Source organism: Achromobacter sp. NCFB-sbj8-Ac1-l (assembly GCF_052695805.1).
On sequence record NZ_CP199812.1, the window covers coordinates 6062397 to 6076921 of the forward strand.

16 protein-coding genes are annotated in these 14525 nt (G+C 66.3%); 11 read left to right on the forward strand and 5 right to left on the reverse strand.

Annotation, left to right across the window (positions count from 1 at the left end; translation table 11 throughout):
* Positions 1-87 precede the first annotated feature (87 nt).
* Together ACUDP5_RS27790 and purT are read right to left on the reverse strand one after the other, a co-directional pair.
* Positions 88-633 carry a GbsR/MarR family transcriptional regulator gene (locus ACUDP5_RS27790; protein ID WP_025141037.1) on the reverse strand — a complete coding sequence of 182 codons (546 nt, stop codon included), beginning with the start codon at positions 631-633 and terminating at the stop codon, positions 88-90.
* Positions 634-925: 292 nt separating this feature from the next.
* The gene (gene purT / locus ACUDP5_RS27795; protein WP_445657771.1) at positions 926-2143 is read right to left on the reverse strand and encodes a formate-dependent phosphoribosylglycinamide formyltransferase; all 1218 of its coding nucleotides are present in this window, start codon (positions 2141-2143) and stop codon (positions 926-928) included.
* 105 nt (positions 2144-2248) lie between these two features.
* Here purT and ACUDP5_RS27800 point away from each other — a divergent pair, with 105 nt between their 5' ends.
* The 9 genes from ACUDP5_RS27800 to ACUDP5_RS27840 all read left to right on the forward strand — a co-directional run bounded on the left by ACUDP5_RS27800 (position 2249) and on the right by ACUDP5_RS27840 (position 9802).
* Positions 2249-3238 carry a KpsF/GutQ family sugar-phosphate isomerase gene (locus ACUDP5_RS27800; RefSeq protein WP_263914856.1) on the forward strand — a complete coding sequence of 330 codons (990 nt, stop codon included), beginning with the start codon at positions 2249-2251 and terminating at the stop codon, positions 3236-3238.
* The gene (locus ACUDP5_RS27805) at positions 3235-3843 is read left to right on the forward strand and encodes an HAD hydrolase family protein (protein ID WP_263914855.1); all 609 of its coding nucleotides are present in this window, start codon (positions 3235-3237) and stop codon (positions 3841-3843) included. Before ACUDP5_RS27800 ends, ACUDP5_RS27805 begins: the two co-directional genes overlap by 4 nt.
* 33 nt (positions 3844-3876) lie before the next feature.
* Positions 3877-4509, forward strand: a complete 633-nt coding sequence (gene lptC / locus ACUDP5_RS27810) for an LPS export ABC transporter periplasmic protein LptC (RefSeq protein WP_263914854.1) — start codon at positions 3877-3879, stop codon at positions 4507-4509.
* Complete coding sequence (gene lptA, locus ACUDP5_RS27815; protein WP_445657772.1) at positions 4506-5147, forward strand: lipopolysaccharide transport periplasmic protein LptA; 642 nt, start codon at positions 4506-4508, stop codon at positions 5145-5147. The genes lptC and lptA overlap by 4 nt, the downstream gene beginning before the upstream one ends.
* A 33-nt stretch (positions 5148-5180) precedes the next feature.
* A complete protein-coding gene (gene lptB, locus ACUDP5_RS27820) occupies positions 5181-5975 on the forward strand; it encodes an LPS export ABC transporter ATP-binding protein (protein WP_025141031.1) in 795 nt (264 codons plus the stop codon).
* Positions 5976-6196: 221 nt separating this feature from the next.
* Positions 6197-6535, forward strand: a complete 339-nt coding sequence (gene hpf, locus ACUDP5_RS27825; protein WP_025141030.1) for a ribosome hibernation-promoting factor, HPF/YfiA family — start codon at positions 6197-6199, stop codon at positions 6533-6535.
* A gap of 409 nt (positions 6536-6944) precedes the next feature.
* The gene (locus ACUDP5_RS27830) at positions 6945-7400 is read left to right on the forward strand and encodes a PTS sugar transporter subunit IIA (protein ID WP_006224727.1); all 456 of its coding nucleotides are present in this window, start codon (positions 6945-6947) and stop codon (positions 7398-7400) included.
* A 20-nt stretch (positions 7401-7420) separates the two neighbouring features.
* Positions 7421-8347: an HPr(Ser) kinase/phosphatase gene (hprK, locus tag ACUDP5_RS27835; RefSeq protein WP_006216298.1), complete on the forward strand. Its 927-nt coding sequence runs from the start codon at positions 7421-7423 to the stop codon at positions 8345-8347.
* 21 nt (positions 8348-8368) lie between these two features.
* Positions 8369-9802 carry an aminotransferase-like domain-containing protein gene (locus ACUDP5_RS27840; protein WP_445657773.1) on the forward strand — a complete coding sequence of 478 codons (1434 nt, stop codon included), beginning with the start codon at positions 8369-8371 and terminating at the stop codon, positions 9800-9802.
* On the opposite strand, the gene ACUDP5_RS27845 is transcribed toward ACUDP5_RS27840, so the two are convergent.
* Both ACUDP5_RS27845 and ACUDP5_RS27850 read right to left on the reverse strand, forming a co-directional pair.
* Positions 9803-11086: a c-type cytochrome gene (locus tag ACUDP5_RS27845; RefSeq protein ID WP_445657774.1), complete on the reverse strand. Its 1284-nt coding sequence runs from the start codon at positions 11084-11086 to the stop codon at positions 9803-9805.
* Positions 11087-11098: 12 nt separating this feature from the next.
* Complete coding sequence (locus ACUDP5_RS27850; protein WP_263914850.1) at positions 11099-11854, reverse strand: c-type cytochrome; 756 nt, start codon at positions 11852-11854, stop codon at positions 11099-11101.
* Positions 11855-12055: 201 nt separating this feature from the next.
* Here ACUDP5_RS27850 and rapZ point away from each other — a divergent pair, with 201 nt between their 5' ends.
* Both rapZ and ACUDP5_RS27860 read left to right on the forward strand, forming a co-directional pair.
* The gene (rapZ, locus tag ACUDP5_RS27855) at positions 12056-12928 is read left to right on the forward strand and encodes an RNase adapter RapZ (protein WP_263914907.1); all 873 of its coding nucleotides are present in this window, start codon (positions 12056-12058) and stop codon (positions 12926-12928) included.
* On the forward strand, positions 12925-13887 hold the full coding sequence (locus ACUDP5_RS27860) for a septal ring lytic transglycosylase RlpA family protein (protein WP_263914849.1): 963 nt from the start codon (positions 12925-12927) through the stop codon (positions 13885-13887). The genes rapZ and ACUDP5_RS27860 overlap by 4 nt, the downstream gene beginning before the upstream one ends.
* 20 nt (positions 13888-13907) lie before the next feature.
* Here the strand turns inward: ACUDP5_RS27860 and ACUDP5_RS27865 are convergent, their stop codons facing one another.
* On the reverse strand, positions 13908-14525 hold the full coding sequence (locus tag ACUDP5_RS27865; RefSeq protein WP_263914848.1) for a methylated-DNA--[protein]-cysteine S-methyltransferase: 618 nt from the start codon (positions 14523-14525) through the stop codon (positions 13908-13910).

A 14525-nucleotide genomic window follows, 5' to 3' on the forward strand; every position in this document is an offset into this window, starting at 1 on the left:
TGGTTCCCAGGCCGTCTCTCGCGCCATGATACGGGCGATGTATACAACTTCATAGAGGTTTCCTGAAAAAATCGGGGCGGATCGAAATCAGCTCTTGCCCCGCAATTTGCCGGCGAATCCAAGTACTTTCTGCACCTTAGAACCCAGCTTCATCAGGTTCTGCAGCGTCTCGGGCGGCAGGCGTTGAACCTCATCGAACCATCCGGTGGACAGTTCGATGAGCTCCAGCATTTCGGTCATGCGCTGCTGCGCATAGGCTTCGTTGGGCCCCGACGGGGGCTCGAGCAGGGTGTCGCGCAGCAGGGTCAGGGTGGGATCGATTTCGCGCTTGCGCTTTTCTTCCATGAGGATGCGGAAGATCTCCCAGACATCCTTGGGGGTCTCGAAGTAGTCGCGGCGGTCGCCCACCTGGTGCACCAGCTTGACCAGGCGCCAGGACTGCAACTCTTTGAGGCCCAGGCTGACGTTGGAACGCGAAAAGCCCAGCGTTTCGGCAATGTCGTCGGCGTGCAGGGGCTCGGGCGACAGGAACAGCAAGGCGTAGATCTGGCCGACGGTGCGGTTCACGCCCCAACGGCTGCCCATTTCGCCGAAATGCAGGACGAAACGTTCGTTTTGAGGGGTAAGCACCATGAGCAGTCCCGGCCAGTCAGCAACCACGGCGCCGAATCCCGACCTGAATGGTCGGATATAACTAGTTACGCCGTTTTCAGAAATTCCTGAAATTATCGAACAAACTGTGCGAAAGCGCAAACCACACTGGTCTCAGGGGTATTGCCGCAAGCGCAGGCAAATCTGGCGTTCCGCCCTGCAAGGTAGAGCCTGCTTGTTGCAATCTCGCGACGAAAAAAAGCCACCGGCCGGTCAGGCGGGTGGCGAGATAAGGCACTGCCGGGCGCCATTGCGGCGCCCGGCCAGGGAACGGTCAGCTGGCCTTGACGGTCACGGCAGCCGACACGCGCTTGGCCTTGGCACGCGCGGCGGCGACGTCCTCGGCCACGGCCAGGCCCACGCCCATGCGCCGCTTGACGAAGGACTCCGGCTTGCCGAACAGGCGGATGTCGGTACCCGGCTCGGCCAGCGCCTGCGCCACGTTGAGGAACGTCACGGCCTGCGCATCGACGCCGCCGTAGATGACGCTGCTGGCGCCGGGCTGGCGCAGCGAGGTGTCCACCGGCAGCCCCAGCAGGGCGCGGGCGTGCAGCTCGAATTCGTTCTGGGCCTGGGTGATCATGGTGACCATGCCGGTGTCGTGCGGCCGCGGGCTGACTTCCGAGAACCAGACCTGGTCGCCGGCCACGAACAGCTCGACGCCGAAAATGCCCAGGCCGCCCAGTTCGGACGTGACGGCCAGCGCGATCTCGCGCGAACGCGCCAGCGCGGCGGGCGACATCGGGTGCGGCTGCCAGCTTTCGACGTAGTCGCCGTCGACCTGCTTGTGGCCGATGGGCTCGCAGTAGCGGGTCTCGACCTGGCCGTCCGCGCCACGGGCGCGCACGGTCAGCAGGGTGATTTCGTAGTCGAAGCGGATGAAGCCTTCGACGATGGCACGGCCCCCGCCCACCCGGCCGCCTTCCTGGGCATAGCGCCAGGCGGTCGCGACGTCGTCCACGCTCTTGATGACCGACTGGCCCTTGCCCGACGAGGACATGACCGGCTTGATGACGCACGGATAGCCGATGCCGCCGTCGATGGCCTGGCGCAGTTCGTCCTCGGTATCCACGAAACGGTAGGGCGAGGTCGGCAGGCCCAGGGTCTCGGCCGCCAGGCGGCGGATGCCTTCGCGGTTCATGGTCAGCTGGGCCGCCCGGGCGGTCGGGGTGACCCGGGCCACGCCCGCCGATTCCAGTTCCACCAGCAAACTGGTGGCAATGGCCTCGATTTCGGGGACAATAACGTGCGGCTGCTCTTGCTGGATGACCCGTTTCAGGGCTTCCGGGTCCGTCATCGACACCACATGGGCGCGGTGCGCCACCTGGTGGCCTGGCGCGTCCGCATACCGGTCCACCGCAATGACTTCCACGCCCAGCCTTTGCAGGGCGATGATGACCTCTTTGCCCAATTCGCCCGATCCGAGCAGCATGACTCGGGTGGCCAAGGGGGACAGGGGCGTGCCAAGGACGGGGCTGGGAATGCTGGACATGGAGCGGGCCTGGAAAGGAAAGATTGATAGCCGGATAAAAGAGCCGCCAGGATGCCATACCCCCCTGCCCGGGGCAAACCCGCAACCTGATATTAAAATCCCCTGATGACCGACCATCCCACTACATCGTCCGACACCGCGCTGGCATCTGCGCGCAGGACGCTGCAAATCGAAAGCCAGGGCATCCTCGACCTGGCCGCCCGCCTGGACGACAGTTTCGCGCAGGTGGTCGCCATGCTGCTGGCCTGCCGCGGCCGCGTGGTCGTCAGCGGCATCGGCAAGACCGGCCATGTCGCCCGCAAGATCGCCGCGACCCTGGCCTCCACGGGTACGCCTGCCTTCTTCGTGCATGCCGCCGAGGCCGTGCATGGCGACCTGGGCATGATCACCCGCGACGACGTGCTGATCGCCATTTCTTATTCCGGCTCCGGCCAGGAACTGCTGACCATCCTGCCGGTGGCGCGCCGCATGGGCGCGGGTCTGGTCGCCATCACCGGCAACCCGCAATCCGAGCTGGCCCGCCTGGCCGACGTCCATCTGGACGCCAGCGTGGCGCAGGAAGCCTGCCCGCTGAACCTGGCCCCCACCGCCAGCACCACTGCGGCCCTGGCCCTGGGCGACGCCCTGGCCGTGGCCTGCCTGGAGGCCCGCGGCTTTGGCCCGCAGGATTTCGCCCGCTCGCACCCCGGCGGCGCGCTGGGCCGCCGCCTGCTGACCCACGTGCGCGACGTCATGCGCCAGGGCGACGCCCTGCCCATCGTGGCGGCGGGCACGCCGGTGTCGCAGGCCCTCGAGGTCATGTCCGCCAAGGGCATGGGCATGACCGTGGTCACCGACGCCCGGCACCGCCCGCTGGGCATCTTCACCGATGGCGACCTGCGCCGCCTGATCGCACGCTACGGCGACATCCGCAGCCTGACGGTCGACGAAGGCATGACCCGCTCCCCCCGCAGCGTCAATCCGGACGCGCTGGCCGTCGAGGCCGCCCGCCAGATGGACGACCAGCGACTCAATCACATGCTGGTGCTGGACGCCCACGGCGCCCTGCTCGGCGCCCTGCATATGCACGACCTGATGGCCGCCAAAGTGGTATGACTATGACCCTTCCCCCTTCGATCACCCACCCGGCCGAAGCGCTGGTCCTGGCCCGTATCACCCCGGCCGTGCGCGAACGCGCCGCCGCCGTGCGCCTGATGGTTTTCGACGTGGATGGCGTGCTGACCGATGGCAGCCTGTACTACGGTGAAACCGGCGAAGCCCTCAAGCGTTTCCACGTGCTGGACGGCCATGGGCTGCGTCTGCTGATGGAAGGCGGCCTGCAGATCGCCCTGATGACCGGCCGTTCCGGCCCCATCGTGGCGCGCCGCGCGGCCGAACTCGGCATTTCCGAGGTCATGCAAGGCGTGCGCGACAAAGGCGCCGCGCTGGCCGAACTTGCGCAGCGCAGCGCGGTCCAACTGAACCAGACCGGCTACATGGGCGATGACATCATCGACCTGCCGGCCATGCAACGCGCGGGCTTTGCCGCCAGCGTGCCGAACGCGCCGGGCTACGTCAGCCAGGCAGCCCACTGGATCGCCACCCAGCCCGGCGGCAGCGGGGCGGTGCGCGAATGCTGCGACCTGCTGCTGGCCTCGCAAGGCCGCCTGGGCGGCTTCCTGGCCTCGCCGGGCCTGCTCGGCCCGGGCGCCATCCAGTAAGCGTCCTTAACCACGCCCTCACCGGCAGACCTGATGAAAGATCGTTTTCCTTCCCTGATCGCGCTGTTCCTGCTGCTGGTGCTCGTCGCCAGCACGTACTGGGCGGCCGACTACGCGCAGCGCGCCATCCAGACGGATCCGCCGCGCCGCGTCACGCACGAAATGGACGCCTGGTCGCGCAATTTCGTGATGCTGCGTACCGACCCCACCGGCCGTCCGATCAATCGCCTGGAAGGCGAATACGCCGAGCATTTCCCGGACGACGATTCGTATCACATCACCCAGCCGCGCGCCATCGGCCAACGCGAAGCCAACCCCATCACCGTGGGCGTGTCCAAGACCGCCGTCATGGAACAGGGCGGCAAGCGCATCGTCATGAATGGCGACGCCCACGTGCACCGCCAGCCTGATCCCAACAACGACGTGCTGGACGTGCGCAGCCAGCAGCTCATCCTGCTGCCCGACGACGACGTGGTCTACACCGACCTGCCGGCCGAGGTCATCAAGGGACGCTCGCGCATGAACGGCAAGGGCATGCACTACAACAACAAGACACGCCAACTGCAGGTATCGGCCTCCACCGACGTGGAAATCGCCGGCACGGAAAACAAGTCGCGCCGCCAGACCGAGATCCCTGCCAACACCTCTGACCAGAAGAAACCATGACCGACCTTCGGATTCGCATTGCCCCCACCACGCGCCTGCTGGGCGCGGTGCTGCTGATGGCATCGGCGGTTGCGCCGGCGCTCGCGGCCGACCCCAAGCCGGCCGCCGGCGCGGCCAAGGCCGCGCCCGCCGAGGAACCCACCACCACGATCCTGTCGGACACCCTGCACTACGACGACGTCAAGAAGCAGAGCGTCTTCACCGGCAACGTCAACATGACGCGCGGCCTGATGACGCTGACCTCCGACGTGCTGGAAATGCGCGAAGACGCCGCGGGCAACCAGTACGGCACCGCAACGGCCAACAAGGGCAAGGTCGTCACCATCCGCCAGGAACGCCCCGAAACCTTCGAACTGATCGAAGGCAAGGGCCTGCGCGCCGAATACGACGGCACCAAGAGCACCTTCGACCTGATCGGCCAGGCCGTGGTCGTGCGTTACGTCTGTGGCAAACCTTTCGACACCATCCGCGGGGAACGGGTACGCTACAACGAAAAGAGCGGCACCTACGAAGCCCAGGGCGGCCCGAATTCGGCCGCCGCGGGCGGACGGGTCCGCTCGGTGGCCGAACCGCGCGCCAAGTCCGATGCCGCCGTGGCGGAATGCCGCAAGCAGCAAGAATCGAAGAAAGGGCGTTAAAGCGCCTCCCATGCCCCACCATACGCAGCCACGATGAACCAACCCTCTGTGCAGACCCCTGTGACCTCCGCCCCTTCGGGCGTCAAGCAGGGCAGCCTGCGCGCAACCGGCTTGCGCAAGACCTACAACGGCCGCACCGTGGTGCAGGACGTGTCCCTGTCCGTCGTCAGCGGCGAAGTGGTCGGCTTGCTCGGCCCCAACGGCGCCGGCAAGACCACCAGCTTCTACATGATCGTGGGCCTGGTGCCGGCCGACGCCGGCCGCATCGAGATCGACGGCTCGGTCATCACCGCCATGCCGATCCACAAGCGGGCCCGCATGGGGCTGTCCTACCTGCCCCAGGACGCCTCGGTGTTCCGGCGCCTGACGGTCGAGCAGAACATCCGTGCGGTGCTTGAATTGCAATTGGGGCCTGATGGTCGTCCGCTGTCCACGCCCAAGATCAACGAGCAGATGGAACTGCTGCTCGAAGAGCTGCAGATCGGCCATATCCGCAGCAACGCCGCCATCTCGCTGTCGGGCGGCGAACGGCGCCGCGTGGAAATCGCGCGTGCGCTGGCCACCAGCCCGCGCTTCATCCTGCTGGACGAACCCTTTGCCGGCGTGGATCCCATCGCGGTGATCGAAATCCAGCGCATCGTGCGCTTCTTGAAGGGCCGCGGCATCGGCGTGCTGATCACCGACCACAACGTGCGCGAAACGCTAGGCATCTGCGACCGCGCCTACATCATCAGCGAAGGCAAGGTCCTGACCGACGGCCACCCCGACGAAATCGTCGGCGATCCGGCCGTGCGGCGTGTCTACCTGGGCGAGCACTTCCGCATGTAACAGGCCTTGGGGAAAGCCCCTAGAGGCCCATCCCGGCCCCTGGGAGCTCCCCCTGAGACTCAGCCATAAAAATGCCATGAACTTGCGCTAGGTCAGCTTGTTTTATCGGCCCGAGTCTATACACTAGTACCAAACGAACCCTCTCAAACAAGGAGAACGCCTAACGACCCCACCGCGCATTTTGCGCACCATTTTTTCCTCTTTTAGAAGGAGAGCACACTATGAACCTGAGCATCTGCGGTCGTCACCTCGACGTCACCCCGGCCATCCGGGAATATGTCATGAACAAATTGGCGCGAGTGCTGCGGCATTTCGATCACGTCATCGATACCCAGGTCATGCTCTCAGTAGAGCCCCTGCGGCACAGAGCCGAAATCACCATGCGTCTTAGCGGCAAGGATATTCATTGTGAAGCAACCGATGAAAATCTCTACGCGGCCATAGACCTTCTTGCTGACAAAGTCGACCGTCAGGTCATCAAGCACAAGGACAAGGTACGAAGTCACACGGCCGAGTCCGTGAAGCGGCAAGCGGCGAGCCTCTCGCCACCCCAGCAGTAACGCGCTTCATGATCCGCTCGACGTAAGAACCAAGCTAAACAGCGATTCTTGAATCCTGCCTAAGTCCCGGTGTCCCGCTAGACGAATCGTCCAGCCGGGGCATCGGCAAACTCCCCTCCCGCTGTCCCCCTCCCCGCTTGGCCCCCATCTTTTGTCCCCGATTCTCGACGTGTGTCGACGACTCCGCATCGCCCATCCCTGACGCGCGACATCGCCTTGCTCCGGCACCCGAACGACACCCTCGTGCACGAGAATGCCCACAACGCGCCGCGATCGGTCTATGCTGTCGCTCTCGCCCCGGGGCCCATCCGCCCTGGCAAGCGCCGAGCCGGGCCACTCGAAGCCCGCCGCGCAAGGCACCCTGGTCCGGCATTTTTTGCAGTGCGTCATATAACCCTATAATGGTCCGATGAATCATTTGTCGCGCATCCTTCCCGCCGGCAACGTCGTCCTCGATATGCTCGCCACGAGCAAGAAGCGCGCGTTCGAACAGGCTGGCCTTCTCTTTGAAAACAACCATGGCTTGGCACGCGCGCTCGTGTTCGACAGTCTGTTCGCACGTGAGCGCCTGGGTTCGACCGCCCTGGGCCAAGGCGTGGCAGTGCCCCATGGCCGCGTAAAGGGCCTGGAGCAGGCGCTGGCCGCGTTCATCCGCCTGGCGCAACCCATCACGTTCGACGCCCCCGATGGCCAACCCGTCTCGATGCTGCTCTGCCTGCTGGTGCCGGAAACCGCCACGCAACAACACCTGGATATCCTGGCTGAACTGGCGCAACTGATGTCGAACAAGGCATTGCGTGAAGCCCTGGCCACGGAGGCCGATCCGGCCATCGTCCACAAGATGCTTACCACCGGCCAACTCTGACCCCTCGCGGAAACGCTGCCATGCTTACGGTGCAGGAACTCGTCGACGACAACGCCGACAAAATCCCCTTCAACTGGATTTCCGGACAAGGGGCCGCAGACCGCGCAATTCCCGACGACGGCATGGCAGCCGCGGACCTGGTGGGGCACTTGAACCTGATCCACCCGTCGCGCATCCAGGTGTTCGGCCAGGAAGAACTGGCGTACTACACCCGCTTCGACCTGCGCCGCCGCATGCACCACATGGACGAGCTGCTGATCGGCGGCGTGCCGGCCATCCTGCTGGCCGACGGCCTGACGCCGCCCCAAGACCTGGTGGACCAATGCGACCAGCATCAGGTGCCGCTGCTGTCCACGCCGGTCGCGGCCGCGCAACTGATCGACCTCTTGCGCATCTACCTGGGCAAGAAGCTGGCGCCCACCACCACGGTGCACGGCGTATTCCTGGACGTGCTGGGCCTGGGCGTGCTGATCACCGGTGAATCGGGCCTGGGCAAGAGCGAACTGGCGCTGGAACTGATTTCGCGCGGCCACGGCCTGGTGGCCGATGATGCGGTGGAATTCTCGCGCACCGCGCCCAACATGATCGAAGGCCACTGTCCGCAACTGCTGCAGAACCTGCTGGAAGTGCGCGGCCTGGGCCTGCTCGACATCCGCACCATCTTCGGCGAGACCTCGGTGCGCCGCAAAATGCGCCTGAAGCTGATCGTGCACCTGGTGCGCGCCACGGCACAGGACAAGTTCGAGCGCCTGCCACTGCAGGACATCACCCAGGACATGCTGGGCCTGCCGGTGCGCAAGGTCATGCTGCAAGTGGCGGCGGGCCGCAACCTGGCGGTGCTGGTCGAAGCCGCCGTGCGCAATACCATCCTGAAGCTGCGCGGCATCGACACCCTGGGCGAGTTCATGGAACGCCAGGCCATGGCGATCCTGCAAAGCAGCAAGTAACGGCGCGTCGCCCCGCGGCTCGTGAGCCTGTACGAAAAACTCGCCAACGACATCGCCCAGTCGATCCGCGATGGCGTATTGCGCGTAGGCGACAAGCTGCCATCGGTGCGCGATGCCTGCGCCAGCCGCGGCGTCAGCCCGTCGACGGTGTTCCAGGCCTATTACCTGCTCGAAGCGCGCGGCCTGGTCCGGGCGCGCCCCCGCTCCGGCTACTACGTCAATACGCGCAGCGACAGCCTGCCGCCCGAGCCGGACACGTCCTGCCCCGATGGCGAATCCACCGAACTCGCAATCAGCGAACGCATCTTCGACATCCTGGATTCGGTGCGCAATCGCGAGGTCACGCCGCTGGGCTCGGCGTTTCCGTCGCCGCTGCTGTTTCCCTTGCCACGGCTGGCGCAAGCCATGGCCACGCATCTGAAACGCCAGGACCCGCTGGCCACGATAGAAGACCTGTCGCCCGGCAATCCCGGCCTGCGCAGGCAGATCGCGCTGCGCTACCTGATCGCGGGCATCAATGTGCCGGCCAGCGACATCGTGATCACCAACGGCGCGCTCGAAGCATTGAATCTTTGCCTGCAAGCGGTCACGCAGCCTGGCGACACCGTCATCGTCGAGGCGCCGACCTTCTACGGCGCCTTGCAGGCCCTGGAACGCCTGGGGTTGAAAGCCCTGGAAGTGCCGACCCACCCGCGCACTGGCGTGGACCTGGGCGCGATAGAAGCCGCCATCCAGCGTCATGCACCCAAGGCCTGCTGGTTGATGACGCAGTTCCAGAATCCGCTGGGCAGCCTGATGCCCGAGGAAAAGAAGCGCCAACTGGTCGAGCTGCTGACGCGCCATGACGTTGCGCTGATCGAGGACGACGTCTACGGCGAGCTCTACTTTGGCGCGACGCGCCCCGTGCCCGCCAAGGCCTTCGACACGCAGGGCCTGGTGCTGCACTGCTCGTCGTTTTCGAAATGCCTGGCGCCGGGCTACCGCATCGGCTGGGCCAGCGCGGGGCGCTACACGCAGCGCGTGCAGCGCTTGAAGCTGTCATCGACGCTATCGGCATCCAGCCCCGCGCAAGGCGCCATTGCCGAATACCTGGAGCAAGGCGGTTACGACCGCCACCTGCGACGGCTGCGGGAAACCTTGCAGACCCAGCAGGACTTGATGGCCAATGCGATTGCCCGTGAATTTCCCGCAGGCACCCGCGTGACGCGGCCACAAGGCGGCTTCTTCCTATGGTTGGAAATGCCGGCCGCGGTGGATGCGCTGGCCCTGCATCGGCAAGCATTGGCGCGCGGCATCAGCGTGGCGCCGGGCCCGATCTTCTCGGCCAGCGGCCAGTTCGGCAATGCGCTGCGCCTGAACTACGGCCATCTGTGGGACGAAGGCCAGGCCGATGCCATCCGCGTATTGGGCGAGATGGCGCGCGCAGCCTGCAGCCAGGCCGCGCGGCGCCGCTGATCAGTTGCGGGTCGAGGCAGCGCGGGCGCGCTTGACCTCCAGCGGCGTCACCCCGCCCGCTTCATTGCCCCAGCTGTTGCGGATGTAGGACACCAGCATGGCGACATCGTTGTCGTTGAGCAATTGGCCGTAGGGCGGCATGCCATGCGGCCGCGGATTGGTCGCGGTGGCCGGCGCAAAGCCGCCGTCCAGCACCATGCGGATGGCATTGAGGGGCGATGGCGCGGTTACGGTGGGGTTGCCGGCCAACGCGGGCCACGCGCCCGGGCTGCCCTCGCCTGCCGCCTGGTGGCACTGCACACACTGCTGGCGATAGATCTTGCCACCCAGCTCCATCGCGGCCGGCGATACGGCGGCGGTGGGCCGGTCGGTCGAAGCCGGCGTATCGGGCAATGACTTGAGATACACGCCCATCGCCAGCGCGTCCTCGCCCGTCAGGTGCTGCGTGCTGCCCAGCACCACTTCGGCCATCGGGCCGCTGGCGCTGGAGTGCGCTGCCATACCGGTTTGCAGCAGGTCGGCAATATCCTGGGCCGACCAGCGCCCCAGGCCGGCCCGCGGGTCGTTGGTCAAGGGCGGCGCATACCACTCCAATCCCGGGATGACGCCGCCGGTCAGACCGTCAGCCGCGCGGGTCGCGCCCAGGCTGTTGCGCGGCGCGTGACAGGCGGCGCAATGGCCCAGGCCTTCGACCAGGTAGCGGCCGCGATTCCATTGGGCCGATTGGCCGGGATCCGCTTCCTGCACGCCGGGTTTGAAATACAGCGTTCGCCAGGCTGCCAGCAACACGCGCTGGTCGTAGGGAAAATCCAGTTCGGGCGGCCGGCTGGGCTGGCTGACCGGCGTCACGGTGCGCAAGAACGCATACAGCGAATCAGCGTCGGCCCGGCTGATTCGGGTGTACTCCGTGTACGGAAAGGCCGGGTACAGCAAAGTGCCATCGCGCGACTTGCCGTTGTGCAGGGCCTGCCAGAAGTCGTCGGCGCTCCAGGCGCCGATGCCGGTCTTTTCGTCCGGCGTGATGTTGGGGCCGTAGATCGTGCCGAACGGCGTGGGAATGGGGGTGCCGCCCGCATAGGCCTGCCCGCCCCGCGCGGTATGGCAGGCCATGCAATTGCCGGCCAGCGCCAGGTAGCGACCGCGCTCGATCCGCTGCTGCGGATCGGATGGCGCGGCGGTGGGGCCAGTACTGGCATCATCGCGCGTGCCCAGCCAATACACGGCGCCCACGCCGATCACGGCCAGCGCCAGCAGGAACCCCAGGATTTTTTTCATCAGCGTCATCGTTCGCCCCCGTTACCGTTGCGCCTGGCTGCCGCACTCGGCGGGCAGACGCAAGGAGCCGGCGGGCTCGGGGCCATAGGTGTCAGGCACCGGCTGCGACGACAGCCATGCCGCCAGCGCGCCGATGTCTTCTGGCGTGAGCTTGTTGGCAATGTCGGCCATGCAGTCGGGCGCGACGGCGCGGCGCAGACCATTCTTCCAGCTGCCGATCTGCGAACCGATGTAGTCGCGCGGCAATCCCAGCAGGCCGGGCACGGCAGGCAGCAGGCCGCCCAGGGCCGCCCCATGGCAGGCCGCACAGGCCGGCAGCCCGCGGGTAGCGTCACCCGTCAGTGCCAGGGTGCGCCCTGCCTCGAGCGTGGCACTGGAGACCTCGGCACGCACGGGCGGCGGATACGGCGCGTGCTGCGCGGCGAAGTACGCCGCCATGTCATGCAGGTAGGCGTCCGGCAGGCCCGCCAGCAGGTGCGACATGGGCCGGTACTGACGCCGGTCGTCGCGGAAATTCAACAGCTGGTGATACAGGTATTCCTGCGGCTTGCCCGCCAGGCGGGGGTAGTAGCCGTCGGCGCCCGCACGGCCCTGCACGCCATGACAGGCCGTACAGGCCGCCACACGGGCCTCCATGGTGCCCGGCTGCAAGACCTGCGGCGTGTCCTGCGCCATCGCGGGCGCCGCTGCAAACGCGATCAGCGTGGCGGCCAACAGACGACATTTGGCCCAAAACCGCGGCAGTGAAACACTACAAAAGGAAATGAGGGCTAACATCTAGGACCAGTTAACAAAAGTCGAATTCCAACCCCCCAAGGCGCATGACGGCGGGGCACGTAGGTGAATCTCTCTCTTGTGCGGATGCCCGAGCTTACGTCAGGGCGTACTGATCGGTACAGGCGCAGATTTGCAGTTTACGGCCATATCAGATGCCAACCCGCCGGCATCGTCCCGGAAAAGCGTGCCACAATCATGTCCATGTTGAAAGTCGTCCTCGTAACCGGCATCTCAGGCTCAGGCAAATCCGTCGCCCTGCGCATGCTCGAGGACGCCAGCTATACCTGCGTCGACAACCTGCCCGTCCGGTTCCTGACCGAATTCATCGCCAACGCCCGTGACGACGGCCTGGAACGCGTGGCCGTCGCCATTGACGTGCGCTCCCCCGGCGAACTGGCCGAACTGCCCGATGTGGTCACCGCGCTGCGCGCCATGGGCACCAGCCTGCGCGTGGTCTTCCTGGATGCCAGCACCGACACCCTGGTGCAGCGCTATTCCGAATCGCGCCGCCGCCATCCCCTGACCGATCGTCTGCAACGCGGCGGCACCGCCCCGTCGCTGACCGACTGCATCGCCCTGGAACGCGAGCTGCTGGCGCCGCTGCGCGAGCAGGAACACGTCATCGACACGTCGGAACTCACGCCGGGCCAATTGCGCGCCTGGATCCGCGACCTGATCCAGGCGGATCGCGCCCCGCTGGTGCTGACCTTCGAATCGTTCGCCTACAAGCGCGGCGTGCCGCGCGACGCAGACCTCGTTTTCGACGTGCGCTGCCTGCCCAATCCCTACTACGACCGCAACCTGCGCCCGCTGACCGGCCGCGACGAGCCCGTCGCGACCTGGCTGGCCGGCTACGACCAGGTGGGACAGATGATCGACGACATCGCCGGTTTCCTGAATCGCTGGTTGCCGCAATACACGCAAGACACCCGCAATTACCTCACGGTGGCCATCGGCTGCACCGGCGGGCAGCACCGTTCGGTCTATGTGGTCGAACAGCTCGCCAAGCGCTTTGCCGACCATGACCCGCTGCTGGTGCGCCATCGCACCCAACTGCCCGACGAGTCCGCATGACCCTGCACCGCCCGCTGACCTTCCTGATGATGTTGTTGCTGGCCATTGCCGTGGCCGGCTGCTCTTCCACCGGAGGCCGCAAGAAAGGCGGCGGGTACTACAAGGACGACGGCCCGGACGCCAACCCGCCGTCCAACCTGGACCAGGTGCCGGACGCGGTGCCGCGCATCGAACCCTACGCCAGCGGCGCCAACCGGCCCTATGTGGTGTTCGGCCAGCGCTACGTGCCCGACACGACCGGCCAGCCCTACAAGCGGCAAGGCATCGCGTCCTGGTACGGCAAGAAATTCCACGGCAACTCGACGTCGATCGGTGAACCCTACGACATGTACGCCATGACGGCCGCGCACACCACGCTGCCGATTCCCAGCTACGCGCGCGTCACCAGCCTGGTCAACGGCAAGACGATCATCGTGCGGGTCAATGACCGGGGGCCCTTCCACAGCGATCGCATCATGGATCTGTCATACGTGGCGGCCTACAAGCTGGGCATCATCGGGCCGGGCAGCGGCCAGGTCGTGGTCGAGAGCATTCCGCAGGACGAGATCCGCCGACTGGCCTCATCAGGCGCCCCCGCCGCAACGCCCGCGTCGGCCATTGGCGCCACGCCGGTCGCCACGCCCGTGGCCGCAGCGCCGACCTCGCTGGAGCCCCAACCGCTGGTGCAGCAACCTGCGCCCGCACCGGGCAGCGCGCCCGTGCGCCAGCCGGTTGCGGGGGGCATCGGCAGCGTCTACCTGCAAGTGGGGGCTTTCAGCCAGCCGGCCAATGCGCAATCGCTGGTCAGCCGCATCAATACGCAGTTGGGCACCGCGGGCGCACCGCCCGCCAGCGTCGAGCAATCCAACAACCTGTACCGCGTCAAGATCGGACCCTACCCCGATCGCCAGAGCGCCATGAATGCCGTGCAGCTTGTGTCTGATCGCATCGGCATCACGCCGAGCATCGCGTCGCAATAAGCCCGTTTGCCATCGCGGGCCTACTGCGCCCGCGGCCAGTCGAAGGCCGGCGGTTCGAACGGCAGTTCGACCTGGCCATCGCACACCCGGCGTGCGCGCGGGTTGCGGCTGCGATAACGGCTGCCCTCGTGTTCCAGCAACGCCTGCTTGCGCGGCAAACCGCCGCCAAAGCCCGTGAGCGAGGTATCGGCGCCGATCACGCGGTGGCACGGAATGATGATGATGATGGGATTGCGCCCCACCGCGCCGCCGATGGCCTGCGCGCCCTTGGGGCGGCCCACGATGCGCGCCAGCTCGCCGTAGCTGGCAAGCTGGCCGAAATCCAGGGCGCACAACGCGCGCCAGACTTCGTGCTGGAAGGACGTGCCGACCGGATCCAGCGCCACGTCGAAGTCGCGGCGTTGGCCGGCAAACCACTCGTCCAGCTCACGGCGCGCCTGTTCCAGGATGGGATCGGCGTCCGCGCGGGTCCAGCCTTCGGCCGAGGGCAGCAGCGTCTGGTCCGTGAACCAGGCGCCGCGCAGGCCCTTGGAACTGGCGACCAGGCGCATTTCGCCCAGCGGGGTGGGGATATCACGGTAGACGATGCGTTCGTCGGGTTGGCCGGAACGCTTGGGAGCGACAGCTGTGTAAACCAT